Here is an 18,912-nt window from a genome sequence, read left to right on the forward strand (position 1 = left end):
GGCCGGGCCGGTGGCCGGGCCCGAGGCCGGGTCCGGGGCCTGGCCCGAAGCCGGGTCCGGATCCGGGCCCGGGGCCGGGACGTGGCCCGGGGCCGGGACCTGGCCCGGGGCCGAGGCCGGGTCCGGGGCCTGGCCCGAGGTCTGGTCCGGGGCCGCGAGCGGGGCCTCGTATGGGGGCGGGTCTGACAAGGGGGCGGCGCCCAGGGCGGCGGCGCGGTGGAGGCAGCGGGGGGACAGGAGGCAGGTGCAGGTCGCCTGTCCGGGCTCGGTGACCGCTCCGCCCGGGCCGGGCCGGAGCGTGACGATGGCGTCCTCCCCGAAGGCGAGGACGACGGCCCCGTCGGCCCCGGCCGACGCGAGCGCGCCGCAGCTCGCGGTGGCGGCGTCCAGCTTCTTGCGCAGCCGTGCGCTGAGCTGCTCGACGGCCTCGGCGAGCACCTCCGGTGCGACGGGCGGCAGTGAGGTGGTCAACGGGGTTCTCCACGGAGTCGGTCGCCCACCCAGCGGGCGAGGGCGAGCGGGCTGAGGGCGGCCACCGGCATCCCGGCGGCGACGAGCCGGCCGGCCACCGGGACCGAGTACCGGGGCGTCCCCGTGTCGTCGAGCGCGGCGCAGCCGAGCAGGTGGGCGCCGGAGGCGGCCAGCGCGCGGACCTCGCCGAGCAGTCCGCCGATCGGGGCGCCCTCCTCGAAGTCGCTGACCACGACGACGAGGGTGCGGCTCGGAACGGTCATCAGCGTGCGGGCGTGCGCGAGTCCGGCGGCGATGTGCGTACCGCCGCCGACCCGGACCTCCAGCAGCAGCGACAGCGGGTCCTCGACCCGGTCGGTGAGGTCCAGGACCTGGGTGGAGAAGGCGAGGAAGTGCGTGGACAGCGTCGGTACGCCGCCCAGCACGGCCGCGGTCAGCGCCGACCAGATGACGGAGGCCTCCATCGAACCGGAGACGTCGACGACCAGGATCAGCCGCCAGTCGCTCTCCCGGTTGGCCCGGGTGCTGAACACGGGCCGTTCCGGGACCACGACCACGCTGCCGTCGGCCCGCCGCCGGGTGTGCGCGAGGTTGGCGCGCAGGGTGCGGGCCAGGTCCAGTCGGCCGCCGGGGCGGCGGGTGGGGCGCGGGGTGGCGAGACCGGAGAGGGCCGGGCGCATCCGGGTGGCCAGTTCCTTGGCCAGTTCGTCGACCAGCCGCCTGACCAGGGGCCGCAGCGTGGCGAGTTGGGCCTCGGGCATCCCGCCCGCGAGGGACAGGACGGAGGTGAGCAGTTCCACGGAGGGCCGTACGGACGCCGGGTCGAGCTGGGCGAGCACGTCGGTGCGGCCCGCCTCGGCCGCTCCGCCCAGCACCTCTTCCCGTACCTCGGCGCCGAACAGCGCCTCCAGTTCCTGCGACCACTCCCGGGCGGTGGGGAAGGAGTGCTCCTGGCCGCCGCCCTGCCCTCCCCTGCCGCCGTCGAGGTCGGCGGAGCCCTCGCCGCGGCCGGCGCCGTAGAGCTCGTCGAGGACGTGGGCGTAGCGGCGGGCACCGGCCGGGAGCCGGTCGCGCTCACGGCCGAGCAGCAGCCGCCAGCGGTCGGCGGGCGCGAGGCGCAGGCGGCCGGCCTCGGCGGCCGGACGCGGGGCCCCGGCGGGCTCCGGTATGCCGACCGCGGCCGGGGCCGGGCCCGGTTCCACGGCCGTGGCCTTGGCCGTGGCCGTGGCCGTGGCCAGAGCATGAGGAAGACCGCGGCCCTGGGCCGGTACGGCCGGCTCGGGCAGCTGGAGTTCCTTCAGCGCCGCGAGTCCGGCGGCGTCGGCGGCGGCCCAGAGGGCGAGCAGCGCGGGCGGCGCGTCGAGCGCGAGGTCCACCCGGTCGCCCAGCCGCTCGCCGACGGTGTCCAGCAGCCGGTCGCGGTCGACGGGCGACAGGGTGTCGAAGCCCCCGCGCAGGGCGGGGAGGCGGTCGAGGAAGTCCTGGTCGCCGAGGTGCTCGACCCGGTCGAGGAGGGGGGTGAGCGCGGCCGGGGAGGACTGCAGGAGCGGTCCCGCCGCGGTGAGCAGCCCGCCGAGCCGCCGGGTCAGGGCGCGCCGCGCGTCGGGGGCGGTCGCCGCGTCGATCCAGCCCGCGGCGCGCTCGCCGAGCCGGGCGGCCGGATCGAGGTCGAGGAGGACCCGTACGGCCAGGGCCGCGCCCTGGATCAGCGGGGACGCGGAGGCGGCCAGGGCGGCGAGGGCCTCGTCGGTGCGCAGCCCGAGGTGGTGCGCGGCGGCCCGGTCGGCGAGGGCCACCAGGGCCGCTGCGTCGGCGGGGTCCTCGCTGCCGGCGAGGCCGGGCAGGGAGCGGACGGCCGCTTCGAGCAGGTCGCCGGTGAGCGCGGCGGCAGTGGCGCGGGAGCCGGGGACGGTGCCGGGGAGATGGCCGCGGTGGAGGGCCTCCAGGAGGTCGAGGGCTTCGAGGAGTTCGGGCAGGGTCGCGGTCTGCGGCAGCAGGCCGGCCGCCTCCCGGAGGCGTACGGCGACCAGTTCGGGCAGGTCGCAGCGTGCGGCGGCGGCCAGTCCGGCGAGGATCTGCGCCGGGGTCGGCCCGCCGTCGGCGGCGGCGCGGCGGGCGGTGTCGCGGAGGGTGCCGGCGGCGGCCTGGGCGGCCGTGACCCCGCGCACCCCGGCGAGGTCGAGCCGGGCCGGGACCGAAGGCGTCCAGGACAGCCGCCACTTGGTGCCGAGGGCGGTACCGTCGCCGGTGGTGGCGACGGTGAGGGACTCGCCGTAGGAGGCACCGCAGACCAGGAGCCGCTGGAGGAGGATCTCGCGGCGGCCGTCGAGGGCGGAGCGCAGCGGGTCGAGGCGGACCTCGCGCGGGGCGGGGTCGTCGGGGCCGGGCAGTCGCAGCTCCGTCAGCTCGGCCTCGACGGAGGGGCCGAGGCCGGAGCGGGGGGCGTGCGGGGTGATCCGGCCGCGTGCGGTGCCGACGAGCACCGCTTCGAGGGCGCGGGCCAGTGCCCGGCCGCGGCCGAGCGGTTCGCCCTGCCCGAGGACGGTGGTGACGGCCTCGAGGAGCTCGCCCCGGCCGGGCGCGGGGAGCCCGCGCAGGACGGCCAGGTCACAGGCGAGCCGCAGGGTTTCGGCGGCCTCGCCGGTCCCCGCGGTGTGCCCGGCCCGGCGCAGCTCGCGGCAGACCCGGGTGACGGCGACGGAGGCCGCCTCCCGGACCAGGCGGGGCTCTCCGCCGGCGTCCAGGACGGACTGCTGCCACAGCGGGTCCCGGATCCCGGCGGGGTACCCGGAGCGGGAGTCGAGCAGGTCGAACGAGTACGGCACGAGCGAGGTGACGGCCTGCGCCGCGCCTTGCCCGACGGCCCCTGCCCGGACCCCGCGCCTGGTCCCGCGGCCCCGGCCGGGCCCTGCGGGGGCCGTTGCGGCGTCGCCGACGGCAGCCGTTGTCGCGGCCTCCGCGCCGGAGGCGGGGACGGAGGCGGGCACGCCCAGGAGGGCCGGTGCGTGGAACGCGCCGATCACGGCGGCCACGCGGTGGCCGGCGGCGAGGGCGCCCGCGATCACCTCACGCATGTGGGCTTCGCGGGCCAGGTCCGTCGCCGGGACGGTGCCGGCGTCCGCGCGCAGCGCCCATCCGACCCCGAGGGCGGCCCGCCGTACGGCCTCCGGCGTGCAGCCGGGCGCGAGCACCTCGACGGCCCGGTCCCACATGTCCTCGCCGTCCCGGCCGGTTCCGGCGGCGGCGAGCGCGTCGGCGAAGGTGCCTTCGCGGCCGGGTTCCGCGCCCTCGCCCTCGCCCGGGGGCGGGGCCGGAGTCGACGCGGTCCAGGCCTCGGCGGACAGCGGGAGGTCGCAGCACAGGACGGTCGCCCCGCGCGCGGCGGCCCACCGGATCGCGGCGAGTTCCGGGGAGAAGTCGGCGAACGGGTAGAAGGCCAGGCGGCCGTCCCGGCCCGTGCCCGCCAGGGCGACGGGGGCGGCGGTCTCCGGGTCGGCCAGGTGCTCCAGCCACGGCTGGAAGTCCACCGGGAGCTCCACGCAGACCGCGTCCGCGCCGGAGGCGTCCAGCAGTTCGGGCACCAGTGCGGCGAGCGCGGGGCTGTGGTGGCGCACCCCGAGCAGGTACGGCTCGCGGGAGGCGGCCAGCGCCTCGACGGCGGCACGCGGATCGGCCGACGCCTCAGCGCCCGTACGCAGGTCGCCCGACGCCTCAGCGTCCGTACGCGGGGCACCCGACGCCTCAGCACCCGTACGCGGGGCACCCGACGCCTCAGCACCCGTACGCGGGGCACCCGACGCCTCAGCGCCCGTACGCGGGTCGCCCGACGCCTCGGCGCCCGTACGCGAACCCGTCGACGCCCCGTCGGGCGTACGCGGACCGACCGACGCCCCGTCGGGCGTACGCGGACCGACCGACGCCCCGTCGGGCGTACGCGGGTCGGCCGACGGCTCGGCCGTGTCGGGCGTACGCGGGTCGGCCGACGGCTCGGCCGTGTCGGGCGGGGCGGCCGAGGTCTCCGCTGGCCTTTCGGGTGGGGTCACCGGAGGCTCCCGCGCAGGTCCCAGAGGCGGCGCCACATCGCCGAGCCGTCCTCGGCCCGGCGGCGGACCGGGCCGTCCCAGTAGCCCAGCAGCCGTCCGTGGTCGGCCGGGTCGTCCTTGCGTACGACGCCCAGCAGGTGCCCCGGCAGCAGGTCCAGCACGTCCCCGCCCGGCAGGTACGCGGCCGCGACCCCCAGCGAGGCCGCCACCTGCACGGCTTCGGCGGTGGACATGACCGTACCGGGGCGCTCCACGTCCCAGCCCTCGGCGGAACGTCCCGAGCGCAGGTCGCGGAAGACGGTGACGAGCGCGTCGAGCACGGCGTCGTCGACCCCGAAGGGGGCACCGGCCCGCTGCACGGCGGCGACGGCCTGTCGGCGGATCAGGGTGGCCTCGGCGTCCGGGTCGGCGATGGGGGCGACGGTCTCGAAGTTGAAGCGCCGCTTGAGGGCCGCGGACATCTCGGAGACGCCGCGGTCGCGCAGGTTGGCGGTGGCGATGACGGTGAAGCCGGGGGCGGCGGAGACCACCGCGTCCTCGGTGGCGGTCAGTTCGGGCACGGTCACCCGCCGGTCGGACAGGATCGACACCAGCGCGTCCTGGACCTCCGGGAGGCAGCGGGTGATCTCCTCGACCCGGACCACCCGCCCGGTCCGCATGGCGGAGAGCACCGGCGAGTCGACCAGGGCGCCCGTGCTCGGCCCCTGGGCGAGCAGCAGCGCGTAGTTCCAGCCGTACCGGAAGGCGTCCTCGGTGGTACCGGCCGTGCCCTGGACGGTGAGGGAGCTGGTGCCGCAGACGGCGGCGGCCAGCAGTTCGCTGAGCATGGACTTGGCCGTGCCGGGCTCGCCGGTGAGCAGCAGGCCGCGCTCTCCGGCGAGGGTGACCACGCAGCGCTCCACGAGGGCGCGTTCGCCGACGAACTTGGGGGCGATGGCGAGCTTGGCACCGCCCTGAGGCAGGGCCAGTTCGGCTCCGTCGCTGCCGCAGACGAAGGTGACGACGTTGCGCGGGGTCAGCGCCCAGCCGGGCGGGCGGGGGCCGGGGTCCTGGGCGGCGAGGAAGGCGAGTTCGGCGGCGTACCGCTCCTCGGCGGGCAGTACCTGCCGGGCGGGCGCGGCCGCTGCGGCGGCCTGGTCGGTGAGCGTCATCGGAAGACTCCTGGATGGTGCGGAACGGATGCGGGAGGCGTGCGGTACGGGTGGGAGGCAGGCGGGAGGGGGCGGGGCCGGGGCCGCACGCCGCGCCCCCGGCCCGGCCCCCGGCCCGGCCCCCGCCCCCGGCCCCCGCCCCGGCCCTCGCCTGCGGGCGAAGACCGGGGCCGGAGGCCGAAAGCCGGGGCCGGAAGCCGGGGCCAGGGCCAGAGGCCAGAGGCCGGAGGCCAGAGGCCGAGGGCCGGAGGCCGGAGGCCAGAGGCCGAGGGCCGGAGGCCAGAGGCCGAGGGCCGGAGGCCAGAGGCCAGAGGCCGAGGGCCGGAGGCCAGAGGCCGAGGACGAGGGCCGGAGGCCAGAGGCCGAGGACGAGGGCCGGAGGCCAGAGGCCGAGGACGAGGACGAGGGACGACGGACAACGGACGACGGACCACGGGTGCCCGTGCCCAGTCGGCCCGGTGGCGGGATCCGGGCGACCGGACGCCGGGCCATCGGGCCCGGGCCGTCAGGCCCGGGCCGTCACGCCCGGGCCCTCACGCCCGGGCCCTCACGCCCGGGCCGTCACGCCCGGACCCTCAGGCCCCGGGCCGCGCTCACGCCCGGCGGGCGCGGCCCCGGGTGCGCTTCACCTTGAGCTCCTCGAAGCGCGGGCCGTCGCCCTCCCGGATCCGCTGCCACGCCTTGCGGTAGAGGTCGGCGGCCGGTTCGACGGGCACCAGCGGGCCCAGCAGGCGGTGCCCGTACATCGGGAGCTTCCACTGCTCCACCGGCACCACCGGCGAGGCCATCTCCGCCCACCCGCCCGGCAGGAACAGCGAGCGTCCGGCCCGGCTCCGGCCGGCCGACACCACCAGGTCGGTGGCGGCCAGTTCGGCGCGGGCGGCCTTGAGGCGGGCCGGCTTCCAGCCGGTCCAGCGCGCGGTGTTGCGGTCGGTCGGATCCGGCATGGCGAGCAGCATCAGGTACAGGGTGGCCGCGTCGCTGCCGAGCCCGTGGTCGGCGGCGGCCTCCGCCACCAGTTCGGGGACCGACCGGCCGGGGTCCTGCGGCCACCAGGTGCCGTCCTTGTCGACGGCGCCCGCGGCCGGGGCGCCCGGGTCGGCGAGCAGCGCGGCGAAGCGCGGGTCGTGGGCGGCCCGCAGGGCCGTCTCGATCGCGGAGTGCCGCTGGTCGTCGCCGCGCAGGATCGCCAGGTACGGGTCGGAGCCGGTGGAGTCCAGCAGCGCCGGGCGGATCGCGGACCGGGGCCGGTGGTCGTGGGTGGCCATGATCACCGCGCCGTACCGCTCGAAGCCCTCACCGGTCTCGGTCGGTGTGCCCGCCGCCGTGCGGAAGTCGGTGAGATCGCTGTAGTGCCCGCTCTCGAGCAGCAGTTCGGGGGCGGCGAGCCGCTGCCGTACGGCCGTCAGCGCGGGCGGCAGGGCCGCTCGTACGGGGTCGCCCGCGGGCAGCCGGTGCGCGAGCCAGGCCATCGCGCCCATGGCGGAGGTCAGGACGGCCGAGGTGAATGGCCGGCCGGCCGGCTCGCGGGGCTCCGCGTGGTCGCCCCTCACCGTCCATGCCACGTCGACGGAGAGCTCCGGGGAGGCGGCCGGGTCGAGGAGTGCGGACAGGGCGCTGGGGACGGCCCATCCGGAGCGCAGGACGCGCGTGCCCTCGGTGAGCAGCCAGTCGGGCACGGGCGTGCGACGGCCGACGCGCCGGTTCCACACCTCGGCGGCGGCGGCCGCGTCGGGGCCCTCGGTCCACAGGAGGGCCGGGTCGGCGGGCAGCAGCGCGGCGACGACGGCCCGCCGGACCACGACGTCGAGGCTCTTGAGCTCGTCGCGGGCGTGGGCGGCCTCGGTGGCCTTGACGCCGAGGAGGGTGCGCAGCTCGGGGGTGAGGAAGTTGTTCCACCACATGTCGACGGAGGGCAGGCCGGCGATCACCAGCCGTGCCAGTGGCCCGGGGACCCCGGTGAGGCGGGCGAACTCCTCGGCCGCCTCGGGGCGGAAGGGCGCGGGGCCCCGGTCGGCGGCCTCGGTGAGGAAGCGGGCCAGCCAGTCGGGGCCGCGGTCGGGGTCGCCCAGCGTGGCGTGGCCGCGCAGGGTGTAGGGCCCGGGGACGCTGAAGCGGCCGGCGGGGTCGTGGAGCAGGGCGCCGAACTCGTGGCCGTCGGGGACGGATTCGCTGTGTTCGGTCGTGGCGAGGACGGCTCCGCCGCCGAGCGGGAGGACGGCGCGCCCGTGCAGGTTGCGCTCGGCTCCGTCGGGGGTGCGCAGATGGCGCTGGTCGAGGTGGACGAGGACCCGGCGCCAGTGGTCGGCGGATCCCTCGGCGGAGGCCAGGCCCGCCGCGTCGATCTCGTGGAGCAGGGTGACGAGGGCGGCGCGCTGTTCGTCGGTGGTCCCGGCGGCGACGGCGCGGTAGGCGACGGCGGCGGGCTGGTCGAGGAGGGGTGTCCAGTCCAGCGCGGAGTAGGGCAGTGCGGGTACGTCGAAGTGCAGCCGGCCCGGTACCGCGGCCGCCCCGGTGTCGGCGCGGGCCGCCGCGAGTTCGCGCAGGAAGCGGTGGGCGACGTCGGTGTCGGCGCCGCCGCGGTAGTAGCGGGAGCCGGTGAGTCCGTTCAGCGCCTGGTCGATCAGCTGGTCGGTGGGGCCCTGGGGGCCGGTCTCGGCGGCTTCGTCGTCCGCGCCGAGGCGGGCGGCGATCCGGTCGAGGGCCTTCTGCTGGACGAGGGTGAAGCGCAGGACCTCGATGACGCCGCCGATCAGCTCGGGGGCGGTGACCTGGGGCAGGGCCGCGTTGACCAGGGCGGGCAGGTCGTCGGCCCGCTCCGCCGCGGCGGCGGACTTGAGCAGGGCGGCGACGGTCTCCCGGTCGGCGGCGCGCAGTGCGGCCGAGCCTTCGGGGTCGCGGGGGCTCAGGGCGTACCAGTGGGAGAGCGGGGGGAGGTTCACGCTGCCGGTGGCGTAGGGCACCCGGCGCTCGTCGTCGCGCGTCGTGGCGGTGACCACCCCGTCGGGGTCGCTGATCCGCAGCTCCTGGTAGTGGGCGGACAGGGCGCGCGGCCGGTCGTCGCCGGGGAAGGTCAGCGCCGCGAGCGGCATGTTGGCGCCTTCGGGGGCGGTGACGGTGCGCCCGCCGGTGTCGGCTGCCCGCCAGCCGTGGCCGGGGACCCGAACGGCGCGCCAGCCGAGCAGGCCGCCTGCGGGTGTGCCGAGCACCGAGCCGGGCACGGTGGGCGCGGGCCGCAGCCGGCAGGAGGACCCGGCGGAGTCGGCCTGCACCGGGTGGCCGTCGAGGCTGTCGCTGAGGAATCCGGGCAGGGAGAACCGGCCGAGGTCGCCGGTGGCGGGGTCGTACTCCCGCCAGCCCCGCTCGTTCGCCTGGTCGCGGTGCTGCCACACCCAGTACGAGGTGCCGTCGGACAGCATCGGCCGCTCGTCCGGCAGTCTGGTGTCGCCGCGGTGCAGGATCCCGCCGCCGGTGGCGCGCCCGCCGCCGGGGAGCGGCAGGCTGAGGTGGTCGGAGCGCAGCTGCCAGTTCGGCCGGGCGGTGTCGAGGGTCAGGACGGTGCCGGGCGAGGTGTGCCAGTAGCCCTCCGTCTCGTTGCTGCCCCAGGAGCTCCAGAAGACGAGCAGTTCACCGTCGACGTAGTGGAATCCGTGGCGGTACTGGGAGCCGGCCGGGACCCGCAGGTCGTGCGTGAGGACGGTGGACTCGGCGTCGATGACCCGGACCTGGGTGGGGTTGGCGACGATGAGGTGGGGCCAGGCCTCGACGACGGTCAGGCCGCGCCGGTCCTGGGTGGCCAGTTCGGCCACGGCCTTCTCCCAGGAGGGCCAGGCCAGTTCCTCGAAGAGTCCGCCGCGCAGGGTGCGGGCGAGGGTTTCGGCGAGGTCCGCGGCGGCGGCTTCGGCCACCTCGGCGGGGGCCAGTTCGAGGGCTTCGACGGGCAGCCAGGTCAGGCGCTGGATGGCGTCGGGGACGCCGGGCAGCCCGGCGGCGGTGGAGGCTTGTGCGACGCCGCGCACCCACTCGGCCAGCAGCGGGCGGCCGCCGGGCGAGGCGGCGACGCGCCGGACGATGTCGTCGCCGCTCTCGCCGAGGCTGTCCAGCGCACGGTGGAAGGCGGGGTGGAAGCGCTCGTCGGCGGCGACGGCGAGCAGGTCCCGGCGCTGGTCGGAGCGGGCCCAGTCGTCGAGGTTCAGCCGGTCGTGCCGGTAGCTGCTGTGCTTGGTGTCGGGGTCGGCGACCGGGACGCCCAGGGTGAGCAGCAGGTCGAGGAAGTCGGCGTCCTGGACTCCGACGCGCAGGCCCGCTTCGCGGCTGGGCCGGGCGAGTTCGGCGCGCAGCTGCCCTGCGCAGCGCTCGACGAGGTCGAGGAGGACGGCGGGTGTGGTGCGCCGGCCCCAGCCCGTGTGGCGGGCGGTGTGGAAGCGCTCCAGCCAGCCGGCGGTGCCGTCGGCGCAGCGCTGGTCGGCGGGCAGGTCCTCGGATTCCAGCCCGGCGGTGGCGCCGGATTCGTTCAGGACGTCCAGCCACAGGTCGGTGAGTTCGACGCCGTCGCCGCCGCCGGGCGGGGTCAGCCCGAGGAGCGTGCCGCGTACGGAGGGCACCCGCCGGGCCAGTTCGACCAGGGCTCCCCGGTGGGCCTTCCACCAGCCGAGCGGGGCGCGCAGGGTGGCGGGCAGCGGCAGCAGGTCGGCGAGGTAGTCCTGCTCGGGCTCGCTGCTGGTCAGGCCCGCGGCGCGGGCGAGGCGGCGCAGTTCGGTGGCGGCCTGGGCGGAGGGCGGCAGCCCGCCTGCGGTGCGGCGCACGCACAGGCGGCGGAAGCGGCGGTAGGCCTCGGCGGGGCTGACACGGAGGGAGAGTTCCTTGCCGTAGCCGGTGAGGACCTTCACGGGGAGGGCGCCGGCCAGGGCGAATTCGAGGAAGACGGCGTCGAGCCGGTCCTCGTCGATGCCGAGGCCGTGCTGGGCCTCGGCGGCGCGGGCGCGGCCGAACAGCTGGGCGGCGTAGGTGGTGTTCTCGACGGCCAGGAAGGTGCGGGCGGCCTGCTCGTGGAAGACGGGCAGGAAGTGCGGCACGGAGGCGGCGATCCGTCCGGCGAGTTCGTTGCAGGCGTCGAGCGCGGCCTTGGGCTTCGTCTTGGCCTGGCGGCTGATGCGGTCGAGTTCGGGTACGACGGCGAGGGCGTGGTGGCCGTCTTCGGGGTGGTGGACGAGGACCCATTCGGGGAAGCCGAGGGCCTGGCGGTGGCCGAGGCCGACGACGGGCGGCTCGGTCTGTTCGGGGACCAGGCCCAGGAAGCCGGCGGCGAGGTCCTCGGCCGCGCCCAGCTCGGCGGCGGCCAGCCGGACGACGACGCGGTCGTCGCCGAGGGCGGGGTGGCGGTAGGAGCGGGCGGTCAGGTCGACGGCGGTCCGGCCCGCGTCCGGGGTGCCGAGCGGCAGGACCGCGCCGGCCCTGAGCAGCAGTTCGGCCTCGCTCACGGGCGCGCCGTCCTTCCCCATGGTGGTGCTGTTGCTGGTGTTGTCGGTGGTGCTCACGCGTCCCCGCCCTCCTCGATCTTGCGCCCGGCGTACAGCGCCGCGGCCATCCGCATCCCCTCGGACCAGGCCACCGGTCCGACCTCGGCCGGGCGCACGGTCCGGCCCTCCCCGTCGTGCCAGGTCAGCGCGCCGGTAGTGGTTTCCGCGTCGTAGTACGGCTCGCCGATCCACACCGCGGCCTCCGAGGCCCGGCCGGTGTCGCGGACCTTGCAGGTGGCGTAGCCGCCGGAGACCCGGTAGCCGAGGCCCGTCGCCCGCGCGGCGAGGCTGAAGCGGGTGGGGAAGACCCCGCCCGCGTAGTCCTTCACCTCGGTGGCGGTCGCGGCGAGCCCGGCCGGCTTCTGCCAGGTGGCGCGGTGGATCTGCTCGACCCGCTGCACGATGCCCAGTTCGGCCGCGAAGTCCCGTACGTCGTCCAGGTCGGGCAGCAGCACCGGGTGCGGCAGGGTCACGGTGCGCGGGGACAGCCGTACGGTCTCGCCGTCGAGGTTGACCACCTTGAGCTCACCGGATTCGGTGGCGTCGCGCAGGAAGCCCACCTCGTCCGGGTCGTCCCCGATGACGGCCAGGTCGCGCAGGGCGCCCTGCCAGGCCTCGTCCCGCCAGACCCGGGCGAGCAGCGCCGTCGGCACGGGCAGCGAGGACACCATCCAGGTGTCGGCCTGTGCGACGCAGGCCGCCTCGTGCCGGTCGAGCCATTCGGCGAGCCGACGCAGCCGGTCCACCTCGGGATGGTCCTTCAGCGCCCTGGGCAGGGTCTTCAACTGCCGCCCCGCGGACCGGCCCGTGACGGAACGCGCCGCCACCCGGCCTTCCACGAGGGCGATCTCGTACCCCTCGCCCGCTGCCACCCATGCCATCAGCCCGTGTCCCTCCGCCTGTCCCGGCCCTGTCCACGCAGCCCGGACAGGAGGGTGGGAACCCCCCTGAGCTGCGGTATGCGGGGAGACTAGCGAGCGCCACTGACAACACCCGCCGGAGGGCGGGTGGTCGGTTTTTTGTCCGGTTCTGGGTAGTGTTCAGGGGACATTGACGCGGAGTCGGTTTGGGGTGGGGTCCATGGTTCGTCAGATACGGGTGCCCGGTGCGGTGCTGGCGGCCTCGCTGCTGCTGCTCTCGCTGGCCGGCTGCGCCGATCCGGCCGCGCCCGGCACGGACAAGGGCGCGGGCGCGGACCCGAAGGCCTCGGCCTCGCGCGCCGCGCCACCCGCCGCGGACGGCAAGCCCGCCGGCGGGGACGTACTGCCCGGCATGGTGACCGCGGCCGTGGCCCGCACGCAGCTGGCCGGGCTGAAGGTCGCGCCGGCCGGCACGATGGCCGGGTACAGCCGGGACAAGTTCACGCACTGGGCGCAGCAGGGCAACAAGTGCGACACCCGCGAGGTCGTCCTCGAGCGGGACGGCACCGACGTGAAGCGGGACGCCGAATGCCGGGCCGTGTCCGGTTCGTGGAAGAGCCTCTACGACGCGGTGGCCGTCACGGACGCGGCCAAGATGGACATCGACCACATGGTGCCGCTGGCCGAGGGCTGGCGCTCCGGCGCGGCCGGCTGGGACGCCGCGAAGCGCAAGGCCTTCGCGAACGATCTCGCCAACCCGCAGCTGCTCGCGGTCACCGCCGCCTCGAACCGGTCGAAGGGCGACCAGAGCCCCGACCTGTGGCAGCCGCCGGACAAGTCCACCTGGTGCCAGTACGGGCGGGCCTGGACCACCGTCAAGTCCGTCTACGGGCTGACCGTCACCGAACCGGAGAAGAAGATGCTCACGACCATGCTGGACACCTGCGCCTCATGACCGGCGGACAGCAGTGGCAGGACGAGGTGCTCGCCGGGCCGGGCGGTGCGATGACCGACGAGGTCGGCGTCATCACCGGCCCGCTCACCCTGTGCACGACGGCGGTGGCCGGGGGGCTGGCCTCGTTCGCCGTCCAGTACAAGGACGCCGACGAGTGGTACACGCTCACCGGCAGCCCCCGGCCCCACCACGGCGACCCGGCGGCCCTGCACGCGGCGGCCCTCGAAGCGGTCCGCGCGGGCCACGGGGCCCAGGCCCCCGGGTCCGCCCCGGCCTAAGCCGTCTCCTTCGGGCCGGGGTCCGGGGCTCAGGCCTCGTACTCGGTGAGGTCGATGGCGTGGATCCGCAGGAGGTGGCCGTACTCGGGGTGCGCGGTGTCGTGGTCGGTGACCATGCCCAGCTTGCGGATCACGTTCTCGGACTCCTCGTTGCCGACCCGGTTCACGGCGACGACCCGGTCCAGCCCCCGGTCCTGGAGCGCGTACTCCAACGTGGCGTGCGCGGCCTCCGAGGCGTAGCCCTGGCCCCAGTACTGGCGGCCGAGCCGCCAGCTGATCTCGACGGCCGGGAGCACCTCGGGCAGGTACTCGGGCACCGAGAGCCCGACGACGCCGATGAGCTCGCCGGACCCGAGGAGCTCGACGGCGAAGAGGCCGAAGCCCTCCTCGTCCCACTCCTCCTCCCAGCGCTCGATGTCCTCGGCGGTCTCCTCGAGGTCGCGGACCGAGCCGTCGCCGATCCAGCGCATCACCTCCGGGTCCCCGTTGATCTCGGAGAGGGGGACGAGGTCGTCGTCGGTCCAGCGGCGCAGGATGAGGCGGGGGGTCAGGATCTCGGTCATGCGGCCCATCCTGCCGAACACTGCCGGCCTGCGGTAATCGGGCCCCGGCCGTTGCGGGCGTGTTGCGGGTTCGTGGCCATCGCGGCGGGTGGCTTCCGGCGGCTGATCGCCGGTCCCTACGGTCCGTCGGTATCCGCGACCGGCAAGGAGTGTCCCCGCGGCGCCCGGCACCGTCAAGCCGCTGCCGCCGGAGCTGTTCACGATCCGGGGGACCAACGCGGAGACCAACTTGGCAGCTGGGTGCGCTGGTCGCTGCCGTGGACCCCGCGGACCGCGGGCGCCACCGCGCTGCCGGCCCGGGCGACCGACGCCACCGGGCGCACGCAGCCCGCGACGACCCCTCACAACACGCAGGGCGATCTGTTCGACGCGGTCGTGCGGCACCCGGTGACGGTGGTCTGAGCCGTGGTTCAGGGCGTGTGGAAGCGGGCTTCCGGCGCCTCGGGGGACGGACCGTCCAGCAGGGGCTGGAGTTTGCCCTTGAGGTGCTGGTCGAAGAAGGCCGCGACGTAGCGCCGGGTCAGCTCGACGGAGCGGGCGCCGGGCAGCGGGGCCTCGGGGTCGGGCAGGCCCAGCTGTTCGGCGAGGGCCGGGAAGTCGCTGAAGGTGAAGTGGCCGGAGTCCGCGAAGGTGATCCAGCGCTTCCAGCCGTCGAGCCGGGGCCAGTCGCGGTCCCAGCTCGGATTGCCCCCGGGGCCGCCGTCCTGTGCGCCGAGCAGCATGAAGGGGCGCCCGCCGAGCCCGGTCCCGGGGGCCGGCGTGGCGAGTCCGCCGTCCATGTTGATCCCGGCGCGGACCCTCGGGTCGGCGGCCATCGCGGCGAGCGCGGAGGCGCCGCCGATGGAGTGGCCGGCCATCGCGATGCGGCTCGTGTCGATCAGTCCGGCGTGGCGCCAGGCGGGGTGGCGGCCGGTGAGGCGGTCCAGGAGGAAGGACACGTCGCGGGCGCGGTTGTCGCTGACCTCCCGCATGGGGGTGCCCGCCTCGGTCTTCTCGCAGGCCAGGCACTCCAGTACGCGGCCGCCGGGGAAGGCGGTGCCCACGCTCTCGTACGCGTGGTCGACGGAGGCGACGACGTACCCGCGGGAGGCCAGCTCCTCGGCGAGCGAGGTGAGGGTGGAACGGTGGACGCTGAAGCCCGGGGAGAGGACGATCAGCGGATACCGCCCGGCGGCGGGCCGGGCCTGGGACCGGGAGTGCGCGGCCGTGCCGGCGAGGGTCTCGACCGGGATCACCCCGTCCAGCTCCCGGTCGGCCAGCAGCAGCCGGGCCTCCTCCCGGGTGAGGTAGCGCACGGGGCCGCCCGTGCCGCGCTGCGCCGGATAGCGCATGGTGACCATCAGCTCGCGCGGCCCGGACCCCGCCCACGGGTCCGTACGGCCGCGGTCCACGAGGTGGAGCGTCTCCTGTCCGACGGGGAAACGGCCGGTGGGGCGCGGGAGTTCCAGGGCGGTCCGGCGGCTCTCGGACGCGGCCGGGGCGCCGGCGGACGGGGCGCCGGCGGACGGGGCGCCGGCGGCCGCGGCCGTGCCGGTGGCCGTGAGGGACAGCGGCAGGAGGAGGGCGGCTAAGGCTGCCGCGGTGACGGTCGTGGTGGCCGTTCTGCGTCGGTTCATGCCTCCGAAGCTACTCAGCGCGCCCAGTCCGATCATCAACTCACAGGAGGATGAGGCCGTCCCACTCCGGAAGGAGACCGGGTCAGCCTGGAGCCGGACTCCCGTCGCCGACGCTGATGGCGCGGAGCTTGCCCCGCAGGTAGAGGTGGGAGTCGACGGGGTCGTGCACCACGCGCCCGACGGGCGCGGGCAGGGACTCCACACGGGTGTGCGCGTCGCATTCGTAGAAGTAGACCAGCGAGATCAGCTCCTCGGCGGGCGCGTCGGCGGGCGGCGGCAGGACGCGGTGGCGGCCCGCGCGCCAGCGGTCACCGGTCCAACGGGCCATCAGGTCGCCGATGTTCACGGTCAGCGCGGCCGGGTCGTACGGGGCGTCCTGCCAGCCGTCGGCGTCGGTGTGGATCTGCAGCCCGCCCGCGCCCTGCTGCCGGTCGAGGACGGTGACCGTGCCGAAGTCGGTGTGGGCCCCGATGCGGAACTGGCCGGGCAGCGGGGGTCCGACGACCTCGGCGCCCGGGTACCAGTTGATGTTGAACCCCCAGGTGGGGTGTGAGGTGTGGCGGGTGAAGTGGTCCTCTTCGAGGCCGAGGGCGGTGGCCAGCAGGCGCAGCAGTTCGTCGGAGAGGGCCCGCATCAGGGTCAGGTACTCGGTCACCAGCGGACGCAGCGTGGGCACCTGTGCGGGCCACGCGTTGGGGCGGAACCACTCGGCGTCCACGTCGAGCACGCCGGTGGGGTCGTCCGCCGCCCAGGACCAGGACTCCTTCAGGTCGGGCGGCGAGGCCGTGCCCTCCGCGTAGCTGTTGGCCTCGGCGCCGGGGCCGAGCCAGCCGCGGCCGCCGACGGTGACCGCGTACGGCGCCTTGGCGCTGCCCGGCAGCAGGAAGAACTCGCGCGCGGCCGCCCTGATCCGCGCGGGCAGCGCCGGATCCACTCCGTGCCCGGTCACCAGCAGGAATCCGGCGGCCCGCAGGGCCTCGTCGACGCGGACCGCCGTACGCGCCCGGGCGGCGGGGCCGCCCGAGCGCCAGGGCTCGAGATCGATCACGGGGACCTGGGAACTCGCCATGGGAGACCTGCCTTCCGGGCCTGCGGGGGTGGCGTCCGCGTCACGGGGTTTCGAGGCTATCGCCGTCCGGCGCTCACTGGTAGTGACCATCCGGTGACGTCCTCCGCGCCCCCGGCCGAGAGGTTCCTCCCGAAAGGGACCAGAATGGTTCGGTGGGAGGGTGGGGCGGTGGTGTGTGTGCCGGGGGCTCATGACGGACGGAGCGAGCGGTGAGGACATCGACGAAGGAGATCTTCGGCGCGCCCTGCTGGGTGAGCCTGATGGCCCGCGACCTCGGCACGGCGCAGCGCTTCTACGGTGCGGTCGTGGGCTGGACCTTCCGGCGGGCCCGGCTCGGCGACGCGTTCTCGGTCGCCGAACTGGACCACGTGCCGGTGGCGGGCATCGGCGCGCTTGCCTCCGACCTGGGGGTGGCGGTGGCCTGGACCCCGTACTTCGCCGTCGACGACGCCGACGCGGCGGCCTCCCGCATCCGGGAGCGCAGCGGCACCCTCGCGGTCGGTCCGGCCTCCTTCGCGACCGGTGGCCGCGCGGCACTGGCCGCCGACCCCGACGGCGCCGTCTTCGGCATCTGGCAGGGCGCCGTCTCCACCCACTGGCGGGTCGGCAGGGGCCAGGCGCCGGCCTGGCTGGAGCTGCGGACCAGGAACGCCTTCGACGCGGCGATCTTCTACGGGGCGGTGCTGGAGTGGGCTACCGGCCGCGCCGGCTGCTGCGAGGTCTCCTACGAGGACGACCAGGTGGTGCTCAGGCAGGGCGGCGAGCCGGTCGCGCGCCTGAACAGCGGGCCGGTCGAGCCGGCCGCCTACTCCTCGCACACCCGGCCGCGCTGGCACGTCCACTTCCGCGTTCCGCGGCTGCGGCCCGCCATCGAGGCCGCCGTGGAGCTGGGCGGGCGTACGGTCTCGGACATCTCGTCGAACGCCACCGAGCGGTGGGTGGCGCTCCGCGATCCGGACGGGGCCCTGTTCACCCTGACGACCGCCCTGGCGACGGAGGGCGCCTGACGGCCGGCCGCCTACGGTTCGGGGACGACGTCTACAGTTCGGGCACGAAGGGCAGGTAGTCCACGCCGGGCGCGGCGGGGATCACCGCGTAGCTGGCTTCCGGCAGTTCGTTCCACACGCCGGGAAGGTCGCCCAGCGGCTCGGACACCACCAGCCGCGTCGCGTCGGACACGTCCGCCAGGAAGGGCAGCTCGGGGTGGAGGTGGCGGACGGTCTCGGCGGCGCTGCTGTAGAAGAGCGACCTGGACTTGCCCTGGCTCGCGTAGCGGAACGCCCAGAGTCGCTCGCCGTCGCTCACGGCGACGGTCATCTGGAGCGGGTCGCTCACCCCGTGCTCCTTGCCGAGCCGTTCCACCAGGCCGACCATCCGCGCCACGGCGCCCGGCACGTCCTGGTCGAGGCCGTAGGTGACCGCCAGGTAGAACATCACCTCGGAATCGGTGGATCCCTCGATGCAGGGGAAGAGGGCCGGGTCCACGGCCATGCAGAGGTCGCGCTGCAGCCGGTGGAAGTCGGCGATCGCCCCGTTGTGCATCCACATCCACCGCCCGTGCCGGAAGGGGTGGCAGTTGGTCTGCTGGATGGCGGATCCGGTGGAGGCGCGCACGTGCGCGAAGAACAGCGGCGAGCGGACGTGCCCGGCCAGCTCCCGCAGGTTGCGGTTGTTCCAGGCCGGTGCGATGTCCTTGAACACGGCGGGCGTCCCGTCGCCGCTGCCGTCCGCGCTGTACCAGCCGACGCCGAACCCGTCGCCGTTGGTCGACTCGACGCCCATCCGCGCGTGCAGGCTCTGGTTGATGAGCGAGTGCTCAGGGCGGTAGAGGACCGCGTCGAGCAGCAGCGGTGAACCCGAGTAGGCGAGCCAGCGGCACATGAACACCATCCCCTTGTCGGCCTGGTCCGAGCCTAATCCCGCGGGGAGGCTACGGCGCGTCCGACCCGTCCGGACGGGTCACTCTCGGTGACGGTTCGAGATGCGGGCGCACGGCACTGCTGCTTCGCTGAATCCGCCCGCTCTCCCCCACCGATCCAAGGAGCGATCATGAGCGTTTCAGGCGAGTCCCGCGGCCGGTCCCAGCAGATGCGCGCCAAGGCCCAGGAGCTGAACGATGCGGCCGACCGCTCACAGGACCCGGAGGAGAAGCAGCGGCTGCGCGACAAGGCCCGCCGGCTCCAGGAGCAGAGCGAGAAGGAGGGCCGGATGGACGACCGGGGCATGGACCCCATGTAGTCGACCGGCCCTTCCGTGCCCCGGCCGGTGGGCGCCGCGCTCCCCCTCGCGGCGGCCCCCCGCCGCGGCGCGTGCCCGGGGGGCCGGCGGGCCCGGCCCCTAGTACGGCGGCGCAGGGGGCTGGGGTGGCCCGGCCCCGGTAGCCGCGG

Annotated in this window: 12 protein-coding genes and 2 pseudogenes; 5 read left to right on the plus strand and 9 right to left on the minus strand. The window is 75.9% G+C overall.

The window, feature by feature from the left end:
- From ACFWP3_RS38645 to ACFWP3_RS38665, 5 genes and pseudogenes are all read right to left on the minus strand, one after another.
- A pseudogene (locus tag ACFWP3_RS38645) lies at positions 1 to 471 on the minus strand (hypothetical protein); the annotation flags it as partial.
- Entirely contained in the window at positions 468 to 4,169 is a 3,702-nt protein-coding gene (locus tag ACFWP3_RS38650; RefSeq protein WP_384230930.1) for a DUF5682 family protein, read from the minus strand. The pseudogene ACFWP3_RS38645 and the gene ACFWP3_RS38650, both read right to left, overlap by 4 nt.
- Before the next feature lie 341 nt (positions 4,170 to 4,510).
- The gene (locus ACFWP3_RS38655; protein ID WP_384230902.1) at positions 4,511 to 5,665 is read right to left on the minus strand and encodes an AAA family ATPase; all 1,155 of its coding nucleotides are present in this window, start codon (positions 5,663 to 5,665) and stop codon (positions 4,511 to 4,513) included.
- 593 nt (positions 5,666 to 6,258) lie between these two features.
- The gene (locus ACFWP3_RS38660; RefSeq protein ID WP_384230905.1) at positions 6,259 to 11,202 is read right to left on the minus strand and encodes a DNA-binding protein; all 4,944 of its coding nucleotides are present in this window, start codon (positions 11,200 to 11,202) and stop codon (positions 6,259 to 6,261) included.
- Entirely contained in the window at positions 11,199 to 12,065 is an 867-nt protein-coding gene (locus ACFWP3_RS38665; RefSeq protein WP_384230907.1) for a DUF4132 domain-containing protein, read from the minus strand. The genes ACFWP3_RS38660 and ACFWP3_RS38665 overlap by 4 nt, the downstream gene beginning before the upstream one ends.
- A gap of 199 nt (positions 12,066 to 12,264) precedes the next feature.
- Here ACFWP3_RS38665 and ACFWP3_RS38670 point away from each other — a divergent pair, with 199 nt between their 5' ends.
- Both ACFWP3_RS38670 and ACFWP3_RS38675 read left to right on the plus strand, forming a co-directional pair.
- Positions 12,265 to 12,999, plus strand: a complete 735-nt coding sequence (locus ACFWP3_RS38670) for an HNH endonuclease family protein (RefSeq protein ID WP_384230910.1) — start codon at positions 12,265 to 12,267, stop codon at positions 12,997 to 12,999.
- Positions 12,996 to 13,277 (plus strand): hypothetical protein, encoded by a 282-nt coding sequence (locus ACFWP3_RS38675; RefSeq protein ID WP_384230912.1) that lies wholly within the window; start codon positions 12,996 to 12,998, stop codon positions 13,275 to 13,277. The genes ACFWP3_RS38670 and ACFWP3_RS38675 overlap by 4 nt, the downstream gene beginning before the upstream one ends.
- Positions 13,278 to 13,306: 29 nt before the next feature.
- Here the strand turns inward: ACFWP3_RS38675 and ACFWP3_RS38680 are convergent, their stop codons facing one another.
- Positions 13,307 to 13,840, minus strand: a complete 534-nt coding sequence (locus tag ACFWP3_RS38680; RefSeq protein ID WP_384230915.1) for a GNAT family N-acetyltransferase — start codon at positions 13,838 to 13,840, stop codon at positions 13,307 to 13,309.
- Between the two features lie 231 nt (positions 13,841 to 14,071).
- On the opposite strand from ACFWP3_RS38680, the pseudogene ACFWP3_RS38685 reads away from it, so the two are divergent.
- Positions 14,072 to 14,242 (plus strand): annotated as a pseudogene (locus ACFWP3_RS38685) (sulfite oxidase); the annotation flags it as partial.
- An 8-nt stretch (positions 14,243 to 14,250) separates the two neighbouring features.
- On the opposite strand, the gene ACFWP3_RS38690 reads toward ACFWP3_RS38685, so the two are convergent.
- Positions 14,251 to 15,456, minus strand: coding sequence for an alpha/beta hydrolase family protein (locus ACFWP3_RS38690; protein ID WP_384230918.1), 1,206 nt, complete (start codon positions 15,454 to 15,456; stop codon positions 14,251 to 14,253).
- An 82-nt stretch (positions 15,457 to 15,538) separates the two neighbouring features.
- On the minus strand, positions 15,539 to 16,525 hold the full coding sequence (locus ACFWP3_RS38695) for an isopenicillin N synthase family dioxygenase (RefSeq protein ID WP_384230921.1): 987 nt from the start codon (positions 16,523 to 16,525) through the stop codon (positions 15,539 to 15,541).
- A 260-nt stretch (positions 16,526 to 16,785) separates the two neighbouring features.
- Here ACFWP3_RS38695 and ACFWP3_RS38700 point away from each other — a divergent pair, with 260 nt between their 5' ends.
- Positions 16,786 to 17,532, plus strand: a complete 747-nt coding sequence (locus ACFWP3_RS38700; RefSeq protein WP_384230932.1) for a VOC family protein — start codon at positions 16,786 to 16,788, stop codon at positions 17,530 to 17,532.
- Between the two features lie 31 nt (positions 17,533 to 17,563).
- On the opposite strand, the gene ACFWP3_RS38705 is transcribed toward ACFWP3_RS38700, so the two are convergent.
- Complete coding sequence (locus ACFWP3_RS38705) at positions 17,564 to 18,406, minus strand: class II glutamine amidotransferase (RefSeq protein ID WP_384230924.1); 843 nt, start codon at positions 18,404 to 18,406, stop codon at positions 17,564 to 17,566.
- 168 nt (positions 18,407 to 18,574) lie between these two features.
- On the opposite strand from ACFWP3_RS38705, the gene ACFWP3_RS38710 reads away from it, so the two are divergent.
- Positions 18,575 to 18,763: a DUF6381 family protein gene (locus ACFWP3_RS38710; protein ID WP_384230927.1), complete on the plus strand. Its 189-nt coding sequence runs from the start codon at positions 18,575 to 18,577 to the stop codon at positions 18,761 to 18,763.
- Positions 18,764 to 18,912: the final 149 nt, after the last annotated feature.

Origin of the sequence: Streptomyces sp. NPDC058525 (genome assembly GCF_042719495.1) — a bacterium.
Taxonomy (GTDB): Bacteria; Actinomycetota; Actinomycetes; order Streptomycetales; family Streptomycetaceae; genus Streptomyces.